We start from the raw sequence: 19,318 nt of genomic DNA on the forward strand, positions 1-19,318 counted from the left end.
TCGCTATGATTAGGATTCAGGATAAACTTTTTCTTTAAACTCGCAGAGATCTTCGATGATGCATGAGCCACAGCGCGGCTTGCGCGCGATGCAGGTATAGCGGCCGTGCAAAATTAACCAGTGATGACAATCAAGCTTAAACTCTTTCGGAACGACTTTTAACAGCTTGGCTTCGACTTCATCAACGTTTTTTCCCGGTGCAAAACCGGTGCGGTTGCACACACGAAATATATGCGTATCGACGGCGATCGTTGGCCAACCAAAGGCGGTGTTGAGCACAACGTTTGCCGTTTTTCGGCCAACGCCGGGCAGTGCTTCAAGCGCCGCACGGTTTTCTGGCACTACGCCATTATGCTCATCAAGCAGGATCCGGCAGGTCTTAACGATATTTTCTGCTTTGCTATTATATAAACCGATGGTTTTGATGTACTGCTTGATGCCATCAACGCCCAGTTCGAGCAGTGCCGCAGGGGTATTTGCCACCGGATATAGCAACGCCGTTGCTTTGTTTACGCTCACGTCGGTAGCTTGCGCTGATAGCAGCACGGAAATCAGCAACTCAAAATTTGAGCTGTAGGCCAGTTCAGTCGTGGGATGAGGATTATCCTCTTGTAGCCGCTTAAGGATCAGCGTGCGCTTTTCCTGATTCATAATGCTCGTTCGCTTCCATTATCGAGAGTCGGAGCAACCGTTTGACGCGCTGCCTGACGTGCTTTCATTTTCTGATCAATAACATACTTCAGCGCCAGCAAAAATCCTAGGCCCAAGAATGCGCCGGGTGGCAGCATAGCAAGGAGGAATGGCGTATCGGTGTGGAAGAGTTCAATGCGTAATGATTTAGCCCAAGAGCCCAACAATAAATCGGCGCCGTCAAACAACGTACCGTTGCCGCAGATTTCACGTAGCGAACCCAATACGAATAGCGCGCAGGTTGCGCCCAGCCCCATCGCTAACCCATCAATGGCAGAAAGACCGACCGGATTTTTAGCCGCATAAGCTTCGGCGCGGCCAATCACGATACAGTTGGTGACGATAAGCGGGATGAAAATCCCCAACGACTGATAAAGCCCAAAGGCATAGGCGTTGATCAGCATCTGCACGGTGCTCACCACCGAGGCGATGATCATCACATAAATCGGAATGCGGATCTCGTGCGGAACCCAGCGGCGCAGGGCAGAAACGGCGCTGTTGGTGAAAACCAGTACTAACGTGGTTGCCAATCCCAGACCTAGCGCGTTGGTTGCGGTAGATGATACCGCCAACAAAGGGCACAAGCCGAGCAACTGAACCAGCGCGGAGTTATTCTTCCACAGGCCATTTGCCAGCAACGTTTTGGCTTCACTCATCAGTTACTTTCTCCTGCGGTTATTTGGCAGCGTGGCATGGATTCAATACGTTCGCGGTTCTCTTGTAAGAAAACCGCCGTATGGCGAACTTCATTGACGACCGCGCGAGGCGTAATGGTAGCACCGGTAAACTGATCAAACATGCCGCCGTCTTTTTTCACAAACCAGCGTGGGTCATTATCCCCGTGAACGGTTTGATTGCGAAAGCTGTTAATCCAGTCAGAAATTCGGGCATCAATTTTATCCCCGAGACCGGGCGTTTCATGATGCTCTAAAACGCGTACGCCCAACACCTTACCGGAAAAATCAGCAGCAACCAGCAGTTGGATTGCACCGGAATAGCCATCGGGCGCCGTGGACTCAACCGCGGCAGCCACTGGTACGCCATCTTTTCGTGCCAGATATAAATGGTGCGGGGCAGCAGAACCAAGACGCTTATCCGTGACAACGTAACATTCATGTTGTAGTTCGTTGTTATACATCTCAGCTGGCAGAACCTGATCAAATAATTGTTTTTGCTGCAGTTCGGCCTGATGAGCGATGGTGTCTTTGGTTAATTCATTCACCACCGCCGTCAGACCTGTGGCTAATACGGCAAATAACGCTAGCGTGGTGCCATGGCGGCGCATAGTAGAAAGCATAGCGATTCCTTAGCGATGTCCGTAAGCTCGTGGCTTGGTGTAGTGGTCGATCAACGGTACGGTAATATTAGCTAGCAGTACGGCAAAGGCCACGCCGTCTGGATAGCCACCGTAGGTACGGATGATCCACACTAATGCGCCGATCAACCCACCAAAAATCAAACGCCCGCGCGGCGTGGTGGAGGCAGTCACTGGATCGGTTGCGATAAAGAAAGCTCCCAGCATGGTTGCGCCGGAGAACAGTTCTAACATCGGCGGCACTGCGCTTTCGGGAGAGAAATAACCACCGAGAGCCGAGCACACCGCTAAGGCTGCAATAAAACTCACGGGGATCTGCCAATGGATCACGCCGCGCAGCAGTAACACGATGCCGCCCAGCAAGAAACCGGCGTTAACCCACTGCCAGCCTAAACCGGCAAATTCGCCTTGATAAATTGGCTGACGCAGAATTTCAGCCACGTCATGGCCGGAGCGAAGGCTGGTTTTAAAGCTGTCTAACGGCGTGGCTTGGCTGATGCCATCGGCGGTTTGAATCAGCTGATGGATAACCGTGCCGTCAACGGTATGCCCGCTAAAAATAAGCAACAGCGTATCATTCACATTTAGCGGCGCGCTCATCAAGCTCTCTGGCGGCAGCCACGTGGTCATCTGCACTGGGAACGAAATCAGCAGAACGACATAGCCAATCATCGCTGGGTTAAACGGGTTTTGTCCCAAACCACCGTACAGCTGTTTGGCAATCACGATGGCGAAGACCGTGCCTAATACCACCATCCACCAAGGCGCAAGCGGAGGCAGGCTGATCCCTAACAGCAACGCCGTCAGCAGGGCGGAATTATCACCCAATGTTTTAGCTACGTTTCGATGACGCAAGCGCAAAACCAGAGCTTCAGTCAGCAGCGCCGTCACAATGGCCAACGCGCATTGGATCAGATTGCCATAGCCAAAAAAATAGGCTTGAGCAGCAATGCCAGGAATACAGGCAAAAATCACCCACAGCATGATGCGTTGGGTCGATTGCTGATTATGAGTAAAGGGTGAACTGGCGATTCTAAAAGCCATTTATTCCTCGTTAACCGCGGCGGATTTCTGCGCGGCCTGTTTCGCTTTTACACGGGCAATAGCGGCTGCAACAGCGGCCTTGCGTGGGTCTTGTGGGGTATCAACGTCTTCGTTAGAAGGGGCTGATACCGTATCGGTTTCTTGAGCCTGAGACGCTTTTTTTGCTTTAGCGCGCGCAATAGCCGCGGCCACCGCAGCTTTACGCGGATCGACATCGACGGTCGTTTCCGTTTGATCCACAGAAGATGCGGCACTCTCTAGCGACGTCGCTTTTTTCGCCTTGGCTCGAGCGATAGCGGCCGCAACGGCGGCTTTGCGTGGATCTTCAGCAACTTCAGCAGGAACGACGATATTCACGTTGGCTGTCGCACCACCCTCAGAGGTATTCGTCTGAGCGGCTTTTTTGGCCTTAACGCGCGCAAGCGCCGCAGCAACGGCAGCCTTACGCGGATCGGTTTCGGTTTCAGGCTGGGAAACATTTTCCTGCTTACGCTCGCGAGCTAAGGCTTTGCGCGCCTCACGAGCCGCACGGATGCTGTTATCTTCCTGATCGTTATTAAACGGATGAATTGAGCTGATACCGTTTTGCTGCTCTTGACGCTGTTTGACGCGCGCTACCGCAGCCTGTACCGCACTTTGGTCGCTTTCAGTCACTTTCACCGCAGCTTGTTTATGGCGCAGTTCTCGAGCAGCTTTTTCACGTTCTAAACGCGCCTGACGAGCTTCGAAACGCTCTTTCGCCTGAGCGGCTCGTGCGGCTTCCTGATCGGCGGCTTTAATTTCTGCTTTCTCTTGGCGGTAGTACTGCACCAGCGGAATGCTGCTTGGGCAGACGTAGGCACAGGCGCCGCATTCGATGCAGTCGAACAGATGATGCTGGCGTGCTTTCTCATGTTCTTGACCACGGCTAAACCAATAAAGCTGCTGTGGTAAAAGACCTGCAGGGCAGGCATCGGCGCATTGGCTACAGCGAATGCAGGCTTGCTCTTCGCTGGCTTCATCAAATTCACTTTTTGACGGTGCTAAAATGCAGTTGCTGATTTTAACAATCGGCACATTGAGATAGGCGAGGGTAAAGCCCATCAACGGGCCGCCCATAATCACCATCGGCGAGCGGTTCTGAGCTTCAAATTCACCGGCCTGCAAAAGATGTTTAACCGGCGTGCCTAATCGAGCCCACACGTTGCCCGGTTTTTTCATCAATTCACCGGTAAGCGTGACGACGCGTTCAATCAACGGCTCACCGTCGATAATGGCGCGTTTGATCGCATACACCGTTCCGACGTTTTGCATTAAAACGCCGATAGAAGCGGAGTGTTTGCCGAAAGGTACTTCCATCCCTGTGAGGATTTTGGTGAGCTGTTTGGCGCCGCCGGACGGATATTTGGTCGGGATCACCCGTAGTTTGATATCGTCGTGACCCTGTAGTGCGACCTTTAGCGCCGCGATGGCTTCCGGCTTGTTATCCTCAATGCCAATCAGGGTGCGCTGAGGTGACAAAATATGGCGCAGAATTTCGCAGCCGGTGATGATTTCAGCGGCATGTTCACGCATCAGACGATCGTCGGCGGTGATATAAGGCTCGCACTCGGCGGCGTTGATGATCAGCGTTTCAACTTTGCCATAGCCGCCTTCCAATTTGTTACCGGTCGGGAAGCCCGCACCGCCCAAGCCCGCAATACCCGCCTGATGGATAAGCTCAGTGAGAGCTAACGGTGACTCTGCGCGGTAATCTGCGACCGGATGCAACTCTCCCCAACGGTCTTGATTATCGGGAATAAGGGTAATACAGGTTTCGCGCAGGCCCGATGGGTGCGCGGTGATCTGAGGCGAAATGGCGCTAATGACGCCCGAGGTGGAAGCGTGTACCGGCAGCATGCGTCCCGTACCGCGCGTGAGCGGCTGACCTTTCATGACGTGCTGGCCGACCTTCACTAACAGTTCACCTTCTGGCCCGATATGCTGTTGAACGGGAATAATCAACATTGGCGGCAGCGAAACGTGGCGCAGCGGAACATGGCTGGACGGATGCTTCATTTCAGGCGGATGAATACCGCCTTTGAAGTCCCACAACTTGTCTTTTTTCAGCGCTGCAAACAGATTAAACATGGTGTTCCACTTCGCGTTCATTTACGGAAATTGTTCTGACCGGAATGGTATTTAAGTCCCATTTCCAGTTTGCCGTGGTGGTTGGCACCGCCACTAACGTGATGCAGTCGGTTGGGCACGGAGCGACGCACAGGTTACAACCGGTGCACAGATCGCTCACCACCGTGTGCATGGCGCGGGTTGCGCCCACGATGGCATCAACGGGGCAGGCTTGAATGCACTTAGTACAGCCGATGCAGTTCTCTTCATCAATAAGAGCCACCTGACGCACCGGCTCCGACTGAGCGGTTTCGCCGTCTAAAGGCTGAGGGTCTACCGCGAGCAGTTCGGCGATCTTCAACATCACCTGCTCGCCGCCAGGAGCACATCGGTTAATTTTTTCGCTACCGCCTGAAACGGCTTCGGCGTAAGGGCGACAGCCTGGGTATCCACATTGACCACATTGGCTTTGCGGTAGAATCGCGTCGATCTGTTCAACGATAGGGTCAGCATCAACTTTAAAACGACGCGCGGCAAAGCCGAGCACGATACCGGAAACCAGCGCAATAGCGCCGACGGCACAAATAGCAATCCACAACGACGACATTAGAATTTCACCAACCCGGTAAAGCCCATAAACGCAAGGGACATCAGTCCGGCGGTAATCAGTGCAATAGAAGAACCGCGGAACGGCGCGGGCACGTCAGCCACGGCTAAGCGTTCACGAATTGCGGCAAACAGAACCATCACCAGAGAGAAGCCTGCGGCGGCGCTAAAGCCATAAACAGCAGATTGCATAAAGTTATGCGACTGGTTGACGTTAAGCAGCGCCACGCCAAGCACGGCGCAGTTGGTGGTAATCAGCGGCAGGAAGATACCGAGCAGTCGATACAGCGCAGGGCTCGTTTTACGCACCACCAACTCGGTGAACTGCACCACAACGGCGATCACTAAGATAAAGGTTAAGGTACGCAAATATCCTAGCGCCAGCGGCACCAGAATGAATTCGTTAACTGCCCAAGCGCAAACCGAGGCGAGGGTGAGTACAAAGGTGGTTGCCAGCCCCATACCAATGGCCGTTTCCAGCTTTTTAGATACGCCCATAAATGGACATAAGCCGAGAAACTTAACTAAAACAAAGTTATTGACCAGAACGGTACCGACCAGTAACAGCAAATAATCGGTCATCAACTAAACCTAGCAAGAAAAACAGTAGACGAAGAAAAACCGCCGTATTATCGGGATTTAGCCGCCGGACGACAACAGATCAAGTACAAGGTTATTCGATTTATTGCGAATTAACTCGAATCAGGGTGTACTGAACGCCGATAAAAACAGCCTGTTACGGCTCAATAAACGTATCGCGTACGCGGCTTGAGCGCTTGATATAAGGAACAAAAATAGCGGCAGCCAACAGCGGCATCACCATGTTACGTACCGCCGCGGCGTCAGTAACCGGAGAAAACGCAAAGGATTTCAACGCTAAAAGCACCATCACCAGCAGCCATAAAATGAAAAATTTAGGGAAGCGGCGAGAGCGTTTGCCAAAAAGGTACAGATTAAACAGCGTGAAGGCCCAGATGATCACGGTAATCGCAAACGATAGCATCCACTGGCTGGAGAACGTAGGGCTATGCGAAAGCAACTGGCTGCGACTGGCAGGCTGGATGATCGTCATCAAAAAGATAATCAACATCAGACTCGACGATAGCAAGGAGACAATCATGTAAGCCAGCGGTGCAACCAGCCAACCACCAATCCGTTTTGTTTTCATATTGCTACCTTCTTTCGACATAGTCCGTTTTTCAGCCTAGCCGTTACGTTAAATCCAAATTTCAGCGTTACGCATCATACAGGCTAATTGAAACGCTATCATCGATATCGTGCTGCCGAGCCGTCAACGGGTCACGGCATGCACGAAATGACGATAATTTATTCTATGTTACGGCGTAACTTAACGACTCCCTTAACTCAGCCCGACGATATTTCCCGCGTTATCGATATCAATATGGCGGTAGGCCGGTAAGGTGCTAAGCCCTGGCATGGTCATAATGTTACCGGCATAAACGCGAATAAAACCGGCACCCGCCGACACTTTCAAATCGGTAACAGGCAGAACGAAATCACGGGGCACGTTTTTCAGGGCCGGATCGGCACTGATTGAGAGTGGCGTTTTTGCCATGCACAGCGGTAGATGACCAAACCCTGCCAACTCAAGCTGCTGCATTGTGGCTTGTGCCGCTGGGGTGAGTTCTGCACGTAACGCGCCGTAGCCATTTTTTGCCAGCGTCTGTAACTTATCCGCCAGAGACATGTCATCGGGATAAAGCAGTGACACTTCGCCGCCGGTGCGGCAAGCGGCTGTTACACATTCGGCTAGCTGAGCCGTACCTTTACCACCCGCAGAGAACGCATCGCTGATTTCAACGCCGAAAGCGCCGTGTTCCATCGCAAACTGGCGTATGAATTCAAGCTCTTCCGCGCTGTCCTCTGGGAAGTGATTGATAGCCACGACGACCGGTAATCCATAGCGGGATGCGTTGCCGATATGCCACGCCAAATTGCTCGCGCCTTCGGTCAGTAACGGCAGGTTGGCATGCTTAACTTCTTCCGGCAAAGACTCTCCCGGTTTCATATTAAACTTGCCGCTGTTGGCTTTTAAACTGCGCAGCGTAGCGACTAAAACAACGCAAGAAGGTTTAATCCCCGACTGGCGACATTTGATATTAAAGAACTTCTCCATACCCATATCGGAACCAAAGCCCGCTTCGGTCACCACATAATCGGCCAACTGTAGGGCGAGGCGATCGGCCAGAACCGAAGAGTTGCCGTGGGCGATGTTAGCAAATGGCCCCGCATGAATAAGCACCGGCGTGTTTTCACTGGTTTGCATCAGGGTTGGATGAATGGCCTCTTTCATTAACACGATCATTGCGCCAGCCACTTCTAAATCTTCGGTGGTAATAGCGTGACCCTGTAACGAATAGGCTAAAATAATGCGGCCAATGCGCTGGCGCATATCGGCCAAACTCTCAGATAGCGCCAAGATCGCCATCAGCTCCGATGCCGCGGTGATATCAAAACCGTCGTGACGCGGAACGCCGTTATTGCCGCCACCCACGCCGATATCAATGCTGCGAAGCGCGCGATCGTTATGGTCGATCACACGTTTCCACAGGATATGCTCGGGATCGATATCGAGACGTTTTAGTCCGGTATGTTCAGTAAATTTATCGCCCAAACGCTGTTCATGAAACAGACGGGCGTCCAGCGCTGCCGCTGCCAGATTATGTGCCGCAGTAATCGCATGAATATCGCCTGTAAGATGCAGATTAAGCTGCTCCATGGGCAGAACTTGCGCTACGCCGCCACCGGCCGCGCCGCCTTTTACCCCAAACACTGGGCCAAGACTCGGCTGACGAATACAGGCCAGTGCTTTTTTACCAATAAAGTTTAGCCCTTGGCTTAAACCGATAGTGGTGACGGTTTTACCTTCACCGAGCGGCGTTGGCGTTATGCTGGAAACCAACACGAGCTGGCCGGTACCTTGCTCTGGTTTGATAGCCTTGATATCGATTTTTGCCGCGTAATGGCCATAGGGGATCAAATGTGTGGTTGGGATCCCTAACTGTTCAGCGATCTGGGAGATAGGTTTTAACTGAGGAGCATGCATCTGTTCGGAGAGGGACGTCATGGCGTGGTGATCCTTGCAAAAACAGGTAAAAGCAAACAGGTTAATGGCGACGATTATAGGCTATCGGGCAGTACACTCAATGGAGAATACCGCCCGACACTCATTTTTCGCGCGTAATATTTCATACTACGCAAACGTTTACTCTGCGAGAAATCAATTTTGTGGCAGTAGATATTTACCCAGTGTCACCAGAAGAACCGCAACGATAATGACGCAAAGCGCCAGCCATTCGGTTGACGACAGCGTTTCACCACCTAAGCCGGTGCCTAACAATACGGCGACCACTGGGTTAACGTAGGCATAGCTGGTGGCAACGGCAGGGCGAACGTTACGAATCAAAAACATATACGCGCTAATCGCGATCAGAGAGCCAAAAACGGCCAGATAACTTACCGCCAGAATACCCTGCAAACTTGGCATCTGCGTCATACGTTCACCGGCGATGGCGCTAGCAATCAATAGCACTATCCCTGCGGTAAGCATTTCAATCGCTCCGGCCATCAGTCCTGCCGGTAACTCAACGCGAGAACCCCACACCGAGCCGAATGCCCATGTCATTGAGCCCGCCAAAATGAGCAGTGCCATCCACGGATTGCCGCTCAAATGTCCACCGCTGTTGAGCAAAATAATGCCGCATAGTCCGATCGCGATCCCTAGCCATTCAAGCCAACGAGTCGGCATTCCGTACATGCGGCTAAAGCACAGGGTGAAAAGGGGAACGGTGGCAACCATAACCGCAGCAATTCCCGAGGGAACATCCTGATGTTCAGCCACCGTTACCGCGCCGTTACCAGCGGCGAGCAGCAAAATACCGATGATTGCCGCATTTAATAACGGGCGGCCGCTCGGCATTTTATGCCCGCGCAGACGTAGAAACGTGAGCATCACCAGACCCGCGCAGAGAAAGCGCACGCCTGCCATCATCAACGGTGGCCAACTTTCCACCCCCAGACGAATAACAAAGTAAGTTGAACCCCAAATAATATACAGGGCAAATAATGAGCCAATGAGCGGGAGAAAGGTGGCAGCACGAGAGCGCATAGTAGGCATTTTCCTTGGCAAAAATAAGCAGCCAGTAAACGCTAAAATGGGCGGAGTAAGTACTCTTTTCTCATGCTTTTTGCTTATTAATAAAATGAATTTAAAGGGAATTAGCTATAAGGCTGCGGCAATCGGGTTTATTGTCGAAAGATAACAAAAATATGTTCATTTAAGCAGCAAATGTTAAGGTGAAACCGCATTCAAATGAATAGCCGATGATCGCAGGCAATATAATGCGGCTAATGATTTTTATTGAACGTAGCGCCAGATCTCTTTCGGGACACACCCCACATCATATAAGCGACCGCCGCTGGCTAATTCCGCACGACGATGATCGGCAGCGCGATACATATTAATAATTTCCTCATCCTCGTCGAGAGAATAATTAAGATGGTCAAAGAGTTTTTCTAAGCTTTCCAGCGTGCTAACTCTGCGGAACTTGAGCAGATAATCATTTACGTTCATTTTATATGTTCATCAACAGGAAGGATTACAGAAGAGTTTCCAGTATATGTAGTGAAAACCATCTGTCTAGTACAATATTAGTGATACGTGTTACATAATCAAAAAAAGGTTATAATTTAAAAGGTAACACGATGATCTTCTGTCCAATATATCAACGGGGATAGGTACAAGATCATTGGCGGCTAATTAAATGAGCTGAAATACTTATAAACAAAATGAAGCCGTTAATTAAACTAGGTGTGTTTTTATATTTGCGATTGCAGTTTGTGCAGTGTTTTAGTTGTGTGAAGCCATAAAAAATGGCGGCCACAGTTATAACCACTGCGCCACCATTTTATATCGCGTGATCGGCTATTTACGGTTCAACATGTAATACATTTCATTCCAGCGGATCTCATTTTTAAATGCAGGAAGCGTGGTGGCATTATCAATGAGTAAGAACTCGATATTGTGCATTTCTGCATATAAGCGCAGATATTCAACGTCGAGCGCTTGGGTAAACACCGTATGATGCGCGCCTCCGGCCAAAATCCATGCCTCAGCAGCGGTGGCTAATGACGGCTGGGCTTTCCAGATGGCGCGTGCAACAGGCAGTTTTGGTAAATCACGTGGCTGTTCAACGGTATCAACGCAGTTAACCAAGAGGCGGAAACGATCGCCTAAATCAATCAGGCTGGCATTCAGCGCTGCGCCCGCAGGGGCGGAAAACAGCAAGCGAGCCGGGTCGGCTTTACCGCCAATGCCAAGATGCTGAACATCCAGCAGCGGCTTTTCTTCTTTGGCTATCGATGGGCAGACTTCCAGCATATGCGATCCTACCACCAGATCGTTACCCGGCTGGAAATTGTAGGTGTAGTCTTCCATGAATGAGGTGCCGCCTTGTAGGCCTGACGCCATCACTTTCATAATGCGCAGCAGAGCCGCGGTTTTCCAATCGCCTTCGGCGCCAAAGCCATAGCCTTTCTGCATCAATCGCTGGCAGGCGAGGCCGGGGAGTTGTTTCAGCCCGTACAGGTTTTCAAATGTGGTGGTGAAGGCGTGAAAACCACCTTGCTGAAGGAAACGTTCGATACCTAACTCAAGGCGCGCAGCATCCAGCAGATTCTCGCGTTTTGCACCGCCGTTTTTCACAGCGTCAGTTAGGATATAGCTGGCTTCATACTCTTCCACCAGCGCGCTGATATCGCTGTGGCTAACTTCATTGACGACCTGTTCTAAATCACCCAGCGCATAGCCGTTCACGCTATAGCCAAACTGGATTTGAGCACTGACTTTATTTCCTTCGGTTACCGCCACTTCACGCATATTATCGCCAAAGCGCGCCACTTTCAGATGCTGGCTCTCGTGTTTTGCGGCACAAACGCGCATCCAACGTGCGATGCCTTCCTGTGCCTGTCGATCTTCCCAATGTCCAGCAACCACGCTGTGCTGTTGGCGCATGCATGCACCGATAAAACCGAACTCGCGGCCACCGTGCGCGGTTTGGTTAAGATTCATGAAGTCCATATCCATGCTGTCCCACGGAATTTGGGCGTTAAACTGGGTGTGGAATTGCAGCAGTGGTTTTTCTAGACGGCGTAGCCCGTTGATCCACATTTTTGCAGGAGAAAACGTGTGTAGCCAGACGAGCAGGCCAAGGCAGTTATCCTGATAGTTCGCGTCGCGGCACAGCGCAGTAATTTCATCCGGCGTCGTCGCTAACGGTTTTTGCACCAGTTTGACCGGTAAACCCGCTTGATTAAGATGAGCGAGCACTTTTTCCGCCTGCTCCTTAACCTGCTGTAACGTACGCTGACCGTATAAATGCTGGCTACCGATAACGAACCAAACTTCGTTTTGTTGGAACTGTTGCATGATGACTCCGTAAATTCTAAATGGTATTAATGTTTGACGGCGGCGTAGCAGGGCTCAGCGCTCTGACACCACTGCTGGTAACGTTCATAAAGCTGTTGGAAACGCGCCACGCGCTCGGGATTAGGGTGTAACGTACGCTCAACTTGGCTGGCCATGTTCTGCTGGGCGGTGGCGATATCGGGATAGGTGCCTGCGGCGACGGCGGCAAAAATGGCGGCGCCTAGCGCACAGCACTGATCGGAGGCCACGATTTGCACCGGGCGATTCATCACATCGCAGCATACCTGCATGATTACCGGTGATTTACGTGCGATCCCGCCGAGTGTCAGGACGTTTTCCACCGGTACGCCCTGATGTTCAAAGCATTCCATGATGGCGCGTGCGCCAAAGGCCGTTGCGGCAATAAACCCGCCGAATAACGCTGGCGCATCGGTTCCTAAATTAAGATCGGCGATCACGCCTTTCAGACGCTGATTGGCAAAAGGCGTACGGCGGCCGTTGAACCAGTCCAAAACGACGGGGAGGTGATTAAGATGCGGTGCTTTGGCCCACTCCTCGGTGAGCGTCGGCAATAGGTTTTTCATGGTGCATTCTAGCTGTGGTGCTAGCTCTGGGTGTTGTTTGGCGACCTGATCCAGCGGCCAAGTCAGCAAACGGCTGAACCAAGCGTACATATCGCCAAACGCCGACTGACCGGCCTCTAGCCCGACATAGCCTGGGATCACGCTGCCATCAACCTGTCCGCAAATTCCAGCAATGGTGCGATCGCCGATTAACTGTTGTTCGGCAATCAGAATGTCGCAGGTAGATGTGCCAATCACTTTTACCAACGTATAGGGCTGCGCACCGGCACCGACGGCGCCCATATGACAGTCAAATGCGCCGCCGGAGAGGACAACATCGGTAGAGAGGCCTAAGCGCTGTGCCCATTCATCGCTTAATTTCCCCACCGGAAGGTCGGCCGTATAGGTTTCACTAAACAGAGGCTGTTGCAGGTTTTCGCTAAGGCAAGGATCGAGCGCTTCAAGAAATTCGCGTGGAGCAACACCCCCCCACGATGGATGCCAAAGGGCTTTATGTCCGGTGCTACAACGGCCACGCTTTAACTGATGCGGCTGCTGTTTACCGCACAACAGCGCAGGCACCCAGTCGCAAAGTTCAATCCAAGAGGTTGCGGACTGACGTACCGCGCGATCTTGACGGCTGATATGCAGAATTTTCGCCCAGAACCACTCAGACGAGTACACGCCGCCAATATAGCGCGTGTAGTCAGGGAACGAACCGTTGCGGCATAGCTGGTTGATTTCTTCAGCTTCTTCGATAGCGGTATGGTCTTTCCACAACACAAACATCGCATTGGGGTTATTGGCAAATTCCGGCAGTAATGCCAGCACATCGCCGTCATCATTAATCGGCGCTGGCGTTGAGCCGGTGGAATCGACGCCGATCCCCACCACCGCAGCGCGTTGTTCCGCACTCATCCTTGCGACCACAGCTTTTATCGCCTTTTCGAGCGATTCAATATAGTCGAGTGGATGGTGGCGAAATTGGTTGGCGGGCGCATCGCAAAACAGTCCTTGTTTCCAGCGCGGATAGTAGATGACTTCGGTATCTAACTCCTGACCGGTCACACAATCCACGGCGAGCGAACGCACCGAGTCACTACCAAAATCCAGCCCGATTGCAATGGGGTTCACGCGCATTCCCTATCTCCTGTTATATAGATTTCACTGCTAACCAACATAGGAAATAGGCACCCTTTAGCGTGAGGATGGCTTAGCTACAAGTATGTATTTTTCAGCTATGACTTGCTTTTATGTGACTCGCATCAAAAGTTTTTATTGTTATTGAATTGCTAAATATATGCACAAAATGGCTGTATTTTTCTGGTGTGATTTTGCTCTCTATTTGTTCTTTAATTAGCCGCTACAACTTAGCCCGTCCTACACAACGACCTTACATTGCAGCGTGATATCAATATGTTTGGTATTTGCTGCGCTAAACCCCCTAAATTCGTACACCTAGCTTTGCGTCGTTAAACAGCATGGTCTGTATGACAAATCTGCTACATAAGAATGACGAAATTGGAGAGTTAGAAATATGCATAAATTCACTAAGGCTTTGGCTGCCATTGGACTGGCTGCCGTTATGTCACAATCCGCTATGGCTGAGAACATGAAACTCGGTTTCTTGGTTAAGCAACCGGAAGAACCGTGGTTCCAAACGGAATGGGCATTTGCCGATAAAGCCGGAAAGGATTTGGGATTCGACGTGATTAAAATTGCCGTTCCTGACGGAGAGAAAACGTTAAACGCGATTGATAGCCTTGCCGCCAGCGGAGCCAAAGGTTTTGTTATTTGTACGCCAGACCCGAAATTAGGCCCTGCGATTATCGCCAAGGCGCGTAGCTACGATTTAAAAGTCATCGCGGTCGACGATCAGTTTGTGAATGCCAAAGGTAAGCCGATGGAAAATGTGCCATTGGTGATGATGGCGGCCAGTGAAATTGGTGCGCGCCAAGGACAAGAGCTGTGGAAAGAGATGAACAAGCGTGGCTGGAAAGTGGACGAAACTGGGGTAATGGCGATTACCGCCGATGAACTGGATACCGCACGTCGCCGTACCACAGGCTCAATGGATGCATTAAAAGCGGCGGGCTTCCCTGAAAAACAAATCTATAAAGTGCCGACCAAGTCGAATGATATTCCTGGCGCGTTTGACGCGGCTAACTCCATGTTAGTGCAGTATCCGAAAGTTAAAAACTGGCTGATCGTTGGCATGAATGACAACACCGTTCTTGGCGGCGTACGCGCAACGGAAGGCCAAGGATTTAAAGCCGATAACGTCATCGGTATTGGTATTAACGGCGTGGATGCGGTTAGCGAACTTTCTAAAGCCAACCCAACGGGCTTCTACGGATCTTTGTTACCAAGCCCCGATATCCACGGTTACAAGAGCATCCAGATGCTGAATGATTGGGTGACAAAAGACGTTGAGCCCGCCAAGTTCACGGCGGTGACCGACGTGGTGCTAATTACACGTGACAACTTTAAAGAAGAGCTGAAAAAGAAAGGGTTATAGCGGCAGGCTTTGATTTAAAGAGAAAGGGATCTCGCCTTTCGCGGGCGAGATCCTCCCAATTCACGATTTTAGCCGCCTGTTGCCTTTGGTCGCAGGCTGGCAAGGAGAGGGGTTATGACCTCCAACGTACCCTATTTGGAATTCCGTCATATCGGGAAAACATTTCCTGGGGTGAAGGCGCTGGATGATATTAGTTTTAGCTGCCAAGCCGGTCAGATTCATGCCCTGATGGGCGAGAATGGCGCAGGGAAATCGACGTTGCTGAAAATTCTCAGCGGCAGCTATACGCCGACGCAGGGTGAAATTGTGCTTAAAGGCGAGTCGGTTCAATTCAATAAAACCACCGATGCGCTAGATGCTGGCGTGGCCATTATTTACCAAGAGCTGCATTTAGTGCCTGAAATGACGGTGGCTGAAAATATTTATCTGGGCCAGTTACCGGCCAAAAAAGGGTTTGTGAATAATTCACTGCTGAATTACGAGAGCCGTTTGCAGCTTGAACATTTAGGTTTAGATATAGATCCGCAAACGCCGCTGAAATACCTCTCCATCGGACAGTGGCAGATGGTTGAGATTGCTAAGGCGCTGGCACGAAATGCCAAGGTCATTGCTTTTGATGAACCCACCAGCTCGCTGTCGTCGCGGGAAATCGAACAGCTATTTCGCGTGATCCGCGAACTTCGGGCGGAAGGGCGCGTGATTATCTATGTGTCGCATCGCATGGAAGAGATCTTCGCATTGAGCGATGCCATTACGGTGTTTAAAGACGGCAAATATGTAAAAACGTTTGACGACATGCAGCAGGTCAATCATGAGTCGTTGGTTCAGGCCATGGTGGGACGTGATTTGGGTGATGTTTACGGCTATCAGCCGCGTGAACATGGGCCGGTTCGTCTCGCGGTTGAAGAGGTGTTGGCGCCGGGTGTTAAGCAGCCGGTTTCGTTGCAGGTCAAACAAGGCGAAATTGTTGGGCTCTTTGGATTAGTCGGCGCTGGCCGTAGCGAACTGATGAAAGCACTGTTTGGTGTCACCAAAATCACGCAGGGAAAAGTGCTGTTGGACGGGCATGATATGCAGGTGCGCAGCCCGATAGATTCGATACGCCAAGGCATGATGCTATGCCCCGAGGATCGCAAAGCAGACGGCATTATTCCCGTTCACTCGGTGCGCGAGAATATTAACATCAGCGCACGGCGCAATACGCTAACCGCAGGCTGCCTGATAAATCATCCGTGGGAAGTTAAGAATGCGGATCAACGCATCAGTGCGCTAAATATCAAAACCCCAAGTCCAGAACAACTGATTATGAATCTCTCCGGTGGCAATCAGCAGAAAGCCATTTTAGGACGCTGGCTGTCTGAAGATATGAAGGTCATTTTACTTGACGAGCCGACGCGCGGCATTGACGTAGGCGCTAAACACGAAATCTACCATGTGATCTATCAGCTGGCAGAGCAAGGTATTGCCGTGCTGTTTGCATCGAGTGATTTGCCTGAGGTGCTTGGCCTTGCCGATCGCATCATTGTTATGCGTGAGGGCGCGGTGTCTGGCGAGCTGCTGCGTGAAGACGCCAGCGAGGCCAAAGCGCTGGCGCTCGGCATGCCCGGTATATCCACTTCCTCTCATGCGGCCTGAAAAAGTCTAGGAGCAGAATTATGTCGAGTGTCACGTCTACGCCGGCGACGGTTAAAGCAGGAAAAAAGGGGCTTCATCTCAGCCGCATTTGGGATAGCTACGGCATGCTAGTGGTGTTTGCTGCGCTATTTATCGCCTGTTTGATTTTTGTGCCTAATTTTGGCTCGTTTATCAATATGAAGGGGCTGGGGCTGGCTATCTCAATGTCGGGCATGGTGGCCTGTGGGATGTTGTTTTGCTTAGCGTCGGGTGATTTTGACCTATCAGTTGCCTCGGTCATTGCCTGCGCGGGCGTTACTGCGGCTGTGGTCATTAACATGACAGAAAGCCTGTGGATCGGTATTTTTGCCGGTTTGTTGCTGGGCGCGGTATGTGGTTTGGTGAATGGTTTTGTAATTGCTCGTTTAAAGATTAATGCGTTGATCACCACGTTAGCCACGATGCAGATTGTGCGCGGCCTAGCCTACATTATTTCAGATGGTAAAGCGGTGGGTATTGAAGACGAACGCTTTTTTGAATTGGGCTATGCCAACTGGCTAGGACTACCGGCACCGATTTGGATAACCGTTATCTGTTTTATTCTGTTCGGTTTCTTGCTGAACAGAACTACTTTTGGGCGAAATACCTTAGCGATTGGCGGTAACGAAGAGGCCGCTCGTCTAGCAGGGGTTCCGGTGGTGCGTACCAAAATTATTATCTTCGTGTTGTCGGGGTTGGTATCGGCGGCGGCGGGGATCATTTTGGCTTCGCGCATGACCAGCGGTCAGCCAATGACATCCATTGGCTATGAGCTGATAGTGATCTCGGCCTGCGTGCTGGGGGGCGTATCACTCAAGGGGGGGATTGGCAAAATATCTTATGTCATCGCGGGTGTACTGATTTTGGGTACGGTAGAAAATGCGATGAATTTGCTGAATATTTCACCGTTCTCTCAGTACGTGGTACGCGGGGTTATCTTGCTGGCAGCGGTAATTTTTGACCGCTACAAACAGCTCTCCAAGAAAAGTCTGGGGTAATCCCATAGGGGACAAAATTTACGCCTGAAACGTGATATGAAATAGGGTGAGTCCTGATTGTTAAGTTTAAATTATAGATAATTACTTATCTGCTTCACATTTTTACAGCAATTATGAGCAGCGTTTTCGCTGCTCTGTAAACTGATTAGGTGGTTTACTAATGGATGGGAGGGACGATGTATCAACGTTTAACGCAGGACCCACAACCAAACCCCTTATTACCGGGATACAGTTTTAACGCTTATTTGGTCGCAGGATTAACGCCGATTACTGCAGATGGACCATTAGACTTCTTTATTGATCGTCCTGAGGGCATGAAAGGCTATATCCTCAATTTGACGATCAAAGGTGAAGGCCGCATTTTTAGCGGCAAAGAGGGAGAAGAAACGTTATACAGCAAACCGGGAGAGTTGCTGTTATTTCCACCGAAAGCCAGTCATTTTTATGGACGCTCATCGGAAAGCGATTGTTGGTATCACCGCTGGGTCTATTTTCGTCCGCGCGCCTATTGGGCCGACTGGTTGGAATGGCACAGTCAGGTTAACGGCGTAGGGCACATGGTGCTGCCTGAAAATACATTGCTAGAGTTTGATCGCTTGTTTGCCAATATTGAGCAAACACACAAATCGGGTCGTCGCTTTGCTGAAGAACTGGCAATGAATTTACTCGAGCGGTTGCTGCTGCGCGCGATGGAAGAAGATCCTCAGGCACCGCAGCGCATTATGGATGCACGTATTATTGAAGCCTGCCAGTTTATTACCGGCAATTTGGCCGATGAGCTGCGCATTGAAGATGTGGCGAAACACGTTTGCTTATCTCCGTCGCGACTTGCACATCTTTTCCGTGAACAGGTTGGCGTGAATATTCTACGCTGGCGTGAAGATCAGCGGGTTATCCGCGCTAAACTGCTACTGCAAACCACTCAAGAACCCATTGCGACCATTGGCCGTGTGGTGGGCTACGACGATCAGCTCTATTTTTCACGCGTATTCCGCAAGCGCGTTGGTGTTAGTCCGAGCGATTACCGTCGTCGTAATCATGAAGTTAATGATTCCTCATCGATGAGCGCGGGAGAGCGCCGCCAGAGCGAAAGACAGAGTACGTTGCTGAGAGTTTAGGTAAGTGACAATGTCACTTTTCTTGTTTTCTCTGATCATAAACTCCTGCTGTTTTTTGCTCTCCAATATTTTAGTTTTGTTCCGCTATGCGAGTGCCACAGTTGCTGTGTTCGCATAGCGGAGTTCTTGTTTAATAATTACCCGCCTAATCAAGATCGCACCAAGATCGCACTGCGTCCCCTTGCTCCTTGTCCTAAAACAGGCTATCAAATAGCACTATCTTAATATTTCGATAACAATGTATAAGTTGAAAAGATGATCTAAGGTCGTCTCTAAC

17 protein-coding genes are annotated in these 19,318 nt (G+C 50.9%); 4 read left to right on the top strand and 13 right to left on the bottom strand.

Annotated features, from left to right (window positions below; genetic code table 11):
• Nucleotides 1-9: 9 nt before the first annotated feature.
• From nth to RSC70_RS05500, 13 genes are all read right to left on the bottom strand, one after another.
• On the bottom strand, nt 10-651 hold the full coding sequence (gene nth / locus RSC70_RS05440; protein ID WP_234619352.1) for an endonuclease III: 642 nt from the start codon (nt 649-651) through the stop codon (nt 10-12).
• Nucleotides 648-1,346: an electron transport complex subunit E gene (locus RSC70_RS05445; RefSeq protein ID WP_103009735.1), complete on the bottom strand. Its 699-nt coding sequence runs from the start codon at nt 1,344-1,346 to the stop codon at nt 648-650. The genes nth and RSC70_RS05445 overlap by 4 nt, the downstream gene beginning before the upstream one ends.
• Nucleotides 1,346-1,987: an electron transport complex subunit RsxG gene (gene rsxG / locus RSC70_RS05450; RefSeq protein WP_304184263.1), complete on the bottom strand. Its 642-nt coding sequence runs from the start codon at nt 1,985-1,987 to the stop codon at nt 1,346-1,348. The genes RSC70_RS05445 and rsxG overlap by 1 nt, the downstream gene beginning before the upstream one ends.
• A gap of 9 nt (nt 1,988-1,996) precedes the next feature.
• Entirely contained in the window at nt 1,997-3,049 is a 1,053-nt protein-coding gene (gene rsxD / locus RSC70_RS05455; protein ID WP_332541945.1) for an electron transport complex subunit RsxD, read from the bottom strand.
• A complete protein-coding gene (gene rsxC, locus RSC70_RS05460; RefSeq protein ID WP_234619353.1) occupies nt 3,050-5,158 on the bottom strand; it encodes an electron transport complex subunit RsxC in 2,109 nt (702 codons plus the stop codon).
• Nucleotides 5,151-5,744, bottom strand: coding sequence for an electron transport complex subunit RsxB (gene rsxB, locus RSC70_RS05465; protein WP_046359963.1), 594 nt, complete (start codon nt 5,742-5,744; stop codon nt 5,151-5,153). The genes rsxC and rsxB overlap by 8 nt, the downstream gene beginning before the upstream one ends.
• The gene (rsxA, locus tag RSC70_RS05470) at nt 5,744-6,325 is read right to left on the bottom strand and encodes an electron transport complex subunit RsxA (RefSeq protein ID WP_025801041.1); all 582 of its coding nucleotides are present in this window, start codon (nt 6,323-6,325) and stop codon (nt 5,744-5,746) included. The genes rsxB and rsxA overlap by 1 nt, the downstream gene beginning before the upstream one ends.
• Nucleotides 6,326-6,479: 154 nt before the next feature.
• On the bottom strand, nt 6,480-6,911 hold the full coding sequence (locus tag RSC70_RS05475; RefSeq protein ID WP_040044911.1) for a DUF2569 domain-containing protein: 432 nt from the start codon (nt 6,909-6,911) through the stop codon (nt 6,480-6,482).
• Nucleotides 6,912-7,103: 192 nt separating this feature from the next.
• Complete coding sequence (locus RSC70_RS05480) at nt 7,104-8,831, bottom strand: formate--tetrahydrofolate ligase (RefSeq protein WP_332541946.1); 1,728 nt, start codon at nt 8,829-8,831, stop codon at nt 7,104-7,106.
• 153 nt (nt 8,832-8,984) lie between these two features.
• Nucleotides 8,985-9,872, bottom strand: coding sequence for a drug/metabolite exporter YedA (gene yedA / locus RSC70_RS05485; protein WP_040044913.1), 888 nt, complete (start codon nt 9,870-9,872; stop codon nt 8,985-8,987).
• Nucleotides 9,873-10,121: 249 nt separating this feature from the next.
• Complete coding sequence (gene ydgT / locus RSC70_RS05490; protein WP_025801037.1) at nt 10,122-10,337, bottom strand: transcription modulator YdgT; 216 nt, start codon at nt 10,335-10,337, stop codon at nt 10,122-10,124.
• A 351-nt stretch (nt 10,338-10,688) separates the two neighbouring features.
• Complete coding sequence (gene araA, locus RSC70_RS05495) at nt 10,689-12,191, bottom strand: L-arabinose isomerase (RefSeq protein ID WP_332541947.1); 1,503 nt, start codon at nt 12,189-12,191, stop codon at nt 10,689-10,691.
• A gap of 26 nt (nt 12,192-12,217) precedes the next feature.
• Entirely contained in the window at nt 12,218-13,894 is a 1,677-nt protein-coding gene (locus RSC70_RS05500; protein ID WP_282807084.1) for a ribulokinase, read from the bottom strand.
• Between the two features lie 397 nt (nt 13,895-14,291).
• Here RSC70_RS05500 and RSC70_RS05505 point away from each other — a divergent pair, with 397 nt between their 5' ends.
• The 4 genes from RSC70_RS05505 to araC all read left to right on the top strand — a co-directional run bounded on the left by RSC70_RS05505 (nt 14,292) and on the right by araC (nt 19,041).
• Nucleotides 14,292-15,272 carry an arabinose ABC transporter substrate-binding protein gene (locus RSC70_RS05505; RefSeq protein ID WP_025801034.1) on the top strand — a complete coding sequence of 327 codons (981 nt, stop codon included), beginning with the start codon at nt 14,292-14,294 and terminating at the stop codon, nt 15,270-15,272.
• Between the two features lie 114 nt (nt 15,273-15,386).
• A complete protein-coding gene (gene araG / locus RSC70_RS05510) occupies nt 15,387-16,907 on the top strand; it encodes an L-arabinose ABC transporter ATP-binding protein AraG (protein WP_332541949.1) in 1,521 nt (506 codons plus the stop codon).
• Between the two features lie 20 nt (nt 16,908-16,927).
• Nucleotides 16,928-17,923, top strand: coding sequence for an L-arabinose ABC transporter permease AraH (gene araH / locus RSC70_RS05515; RefSeq protein WP_046359969.1), 996 nt, complete (start codon nt 16,928-16,930; stop codon nt 17,921-17,923).
• A gap of 176 nt (nt 17,924-18,099) precedes the next feature.
• Nucleotides 18,100-19,041 carry an arabinose operon transcriptional regulator AraC gene (gene araC / locus RSC70_RS05520; RefSeq protein WP_025801031.1) on the top strand — a complete coding sequence of 314 codons (942 nt, stop codon included), beginning with the start codon at nt 18,100-18,102 and terminating at the stop codon, nt 19,039-19,041.
• The last annotated feature ends 277 nt before the right edge of the window (nt 19,042-19,318 follow it).

It is taken from the genome of Hafnia sp. (assembly GCF_036648275.1).
In the GTDB taxonomy this organism is placed as follows: domain Bacteria; phylum Pseudomonadota; class Gammaproteobacteria; order Enterobacterales; family Enterobacteriaceae; genus Hafnia; species Hafnia alvei.

Bases quoted from the DNA above. Each gene is read 5' to 3' on its own strand.
- rsxD (WP_332541945.1), bottom strand. From the start codon at position 3,049: ATGGCTTTTAGAATCGCCAGTTCACCCTTTACTCATAATCAGCAATCG.
- yedA (WP_040044913.1), bottom strand. From the start codon at position 9,872: ATGCGCTCTCGTGCTGCCACCTTTCTCCCGCTCATTGGCTCATTATTT.
- RSC70_RS05505 (WP_025801034.1), top strand. From the start codon at position 14,292: ATGCATAAATTCACTAAGGCTTTGGCTGCCATTGGACTGGCTGCCGTT.
- RSC70_RS05500 (WP_282807084.1), bottom strand. From the start codon at position 13,894: ATGCGCGTGAACCCCATTGCAATCGGGCTGGATTTTGGTAGTGACTCG.
- nth (WP_234619352.1), bottom strand. From the start codon at position 651: ATGAATCAGGAAAAGCGCACGCTGATCCTTAAGCGGCTACAAGAGGAT.
- ydgT (WP_025801037.1), bottom strand. From the start codon at position 10,337: ATGAACGTAAATGATTATCTGCTCAAGTTCCGCAGAGTTAGCACGCTG.
- rsxC (WP_234619353.1), bottom strand. From the start codon at position 5,158: ATGTTTAATCTGTTTGCAGCGCTGAAAAAAGACAAGTTGTGGGACTTC.
- RSC70_RS05445 (WP_103009735.1), bottom strand. From the start codon at position 1,346: ATGAGTGAAGCCAAAACGTTGCTGGCAAATGGCCTGTGGAAGAATAAC.
- araA (WP_332541947.1), bottom strand. From the start codon at position 12,191: ATGCAACAGTTCCAACAAAACGAAGTTTGGTTCGTTATCGGTAGCCAG.
- RSC70_RS05480 (WP_332541946.1), bottom strand. From the start codon at position 8,831: ATGACGTCCCTCTCCGAACAGATGCATGCTCCTCAGTTAAAACCTATC.
- rsxA (WP_025801041.1), bottom strand. From the start codon at position 6,325: ATGACCGATTATTTGCTGTTACTGGTCGGTACCGTTCTGGTCAATAAC.
- rsxB (WP_046359963.1), bottom strand. From the start codon at position 5,744: ATGTCGTCGTTGTGGATTGCTATTTGTGCCGTCGGCGCTATTGCGCTG.
- araH (WP_046359969.1), top strand. From the start codon at position 16,928: ATGTCGAGTGTCACGTCTACGCCGGCGACGGTTAAAGCAGGAAAAAAG.
- RSC70_RS05475 (WP_040044911.1), bottom strand. From the start codon at position 6,911: ATGAAAACAAAACGGATTGGTGGTTGGCTGGTTGCACCGCTGGCTTAC.
- araC (WP_025801031.1), top strand. From the start codon at position 18,100: ATGTATCAACGTTTAACGCAGGACCCACAACCAAACCCCTTATTACCG.
- rsxG (WP_304184263.1), bottom strand. From the start codon at position 1,987: ATGCTTTCTACTATGCGCCGCCATGGCACCACGCTAGCGTTATTTGCC.
- araG (WP_332541949.1), top strand. From the start codon at position 15,387: ATGACCTCCAACGTACCCTATTTGGAATTCCGTCATATCGGGAAAACA.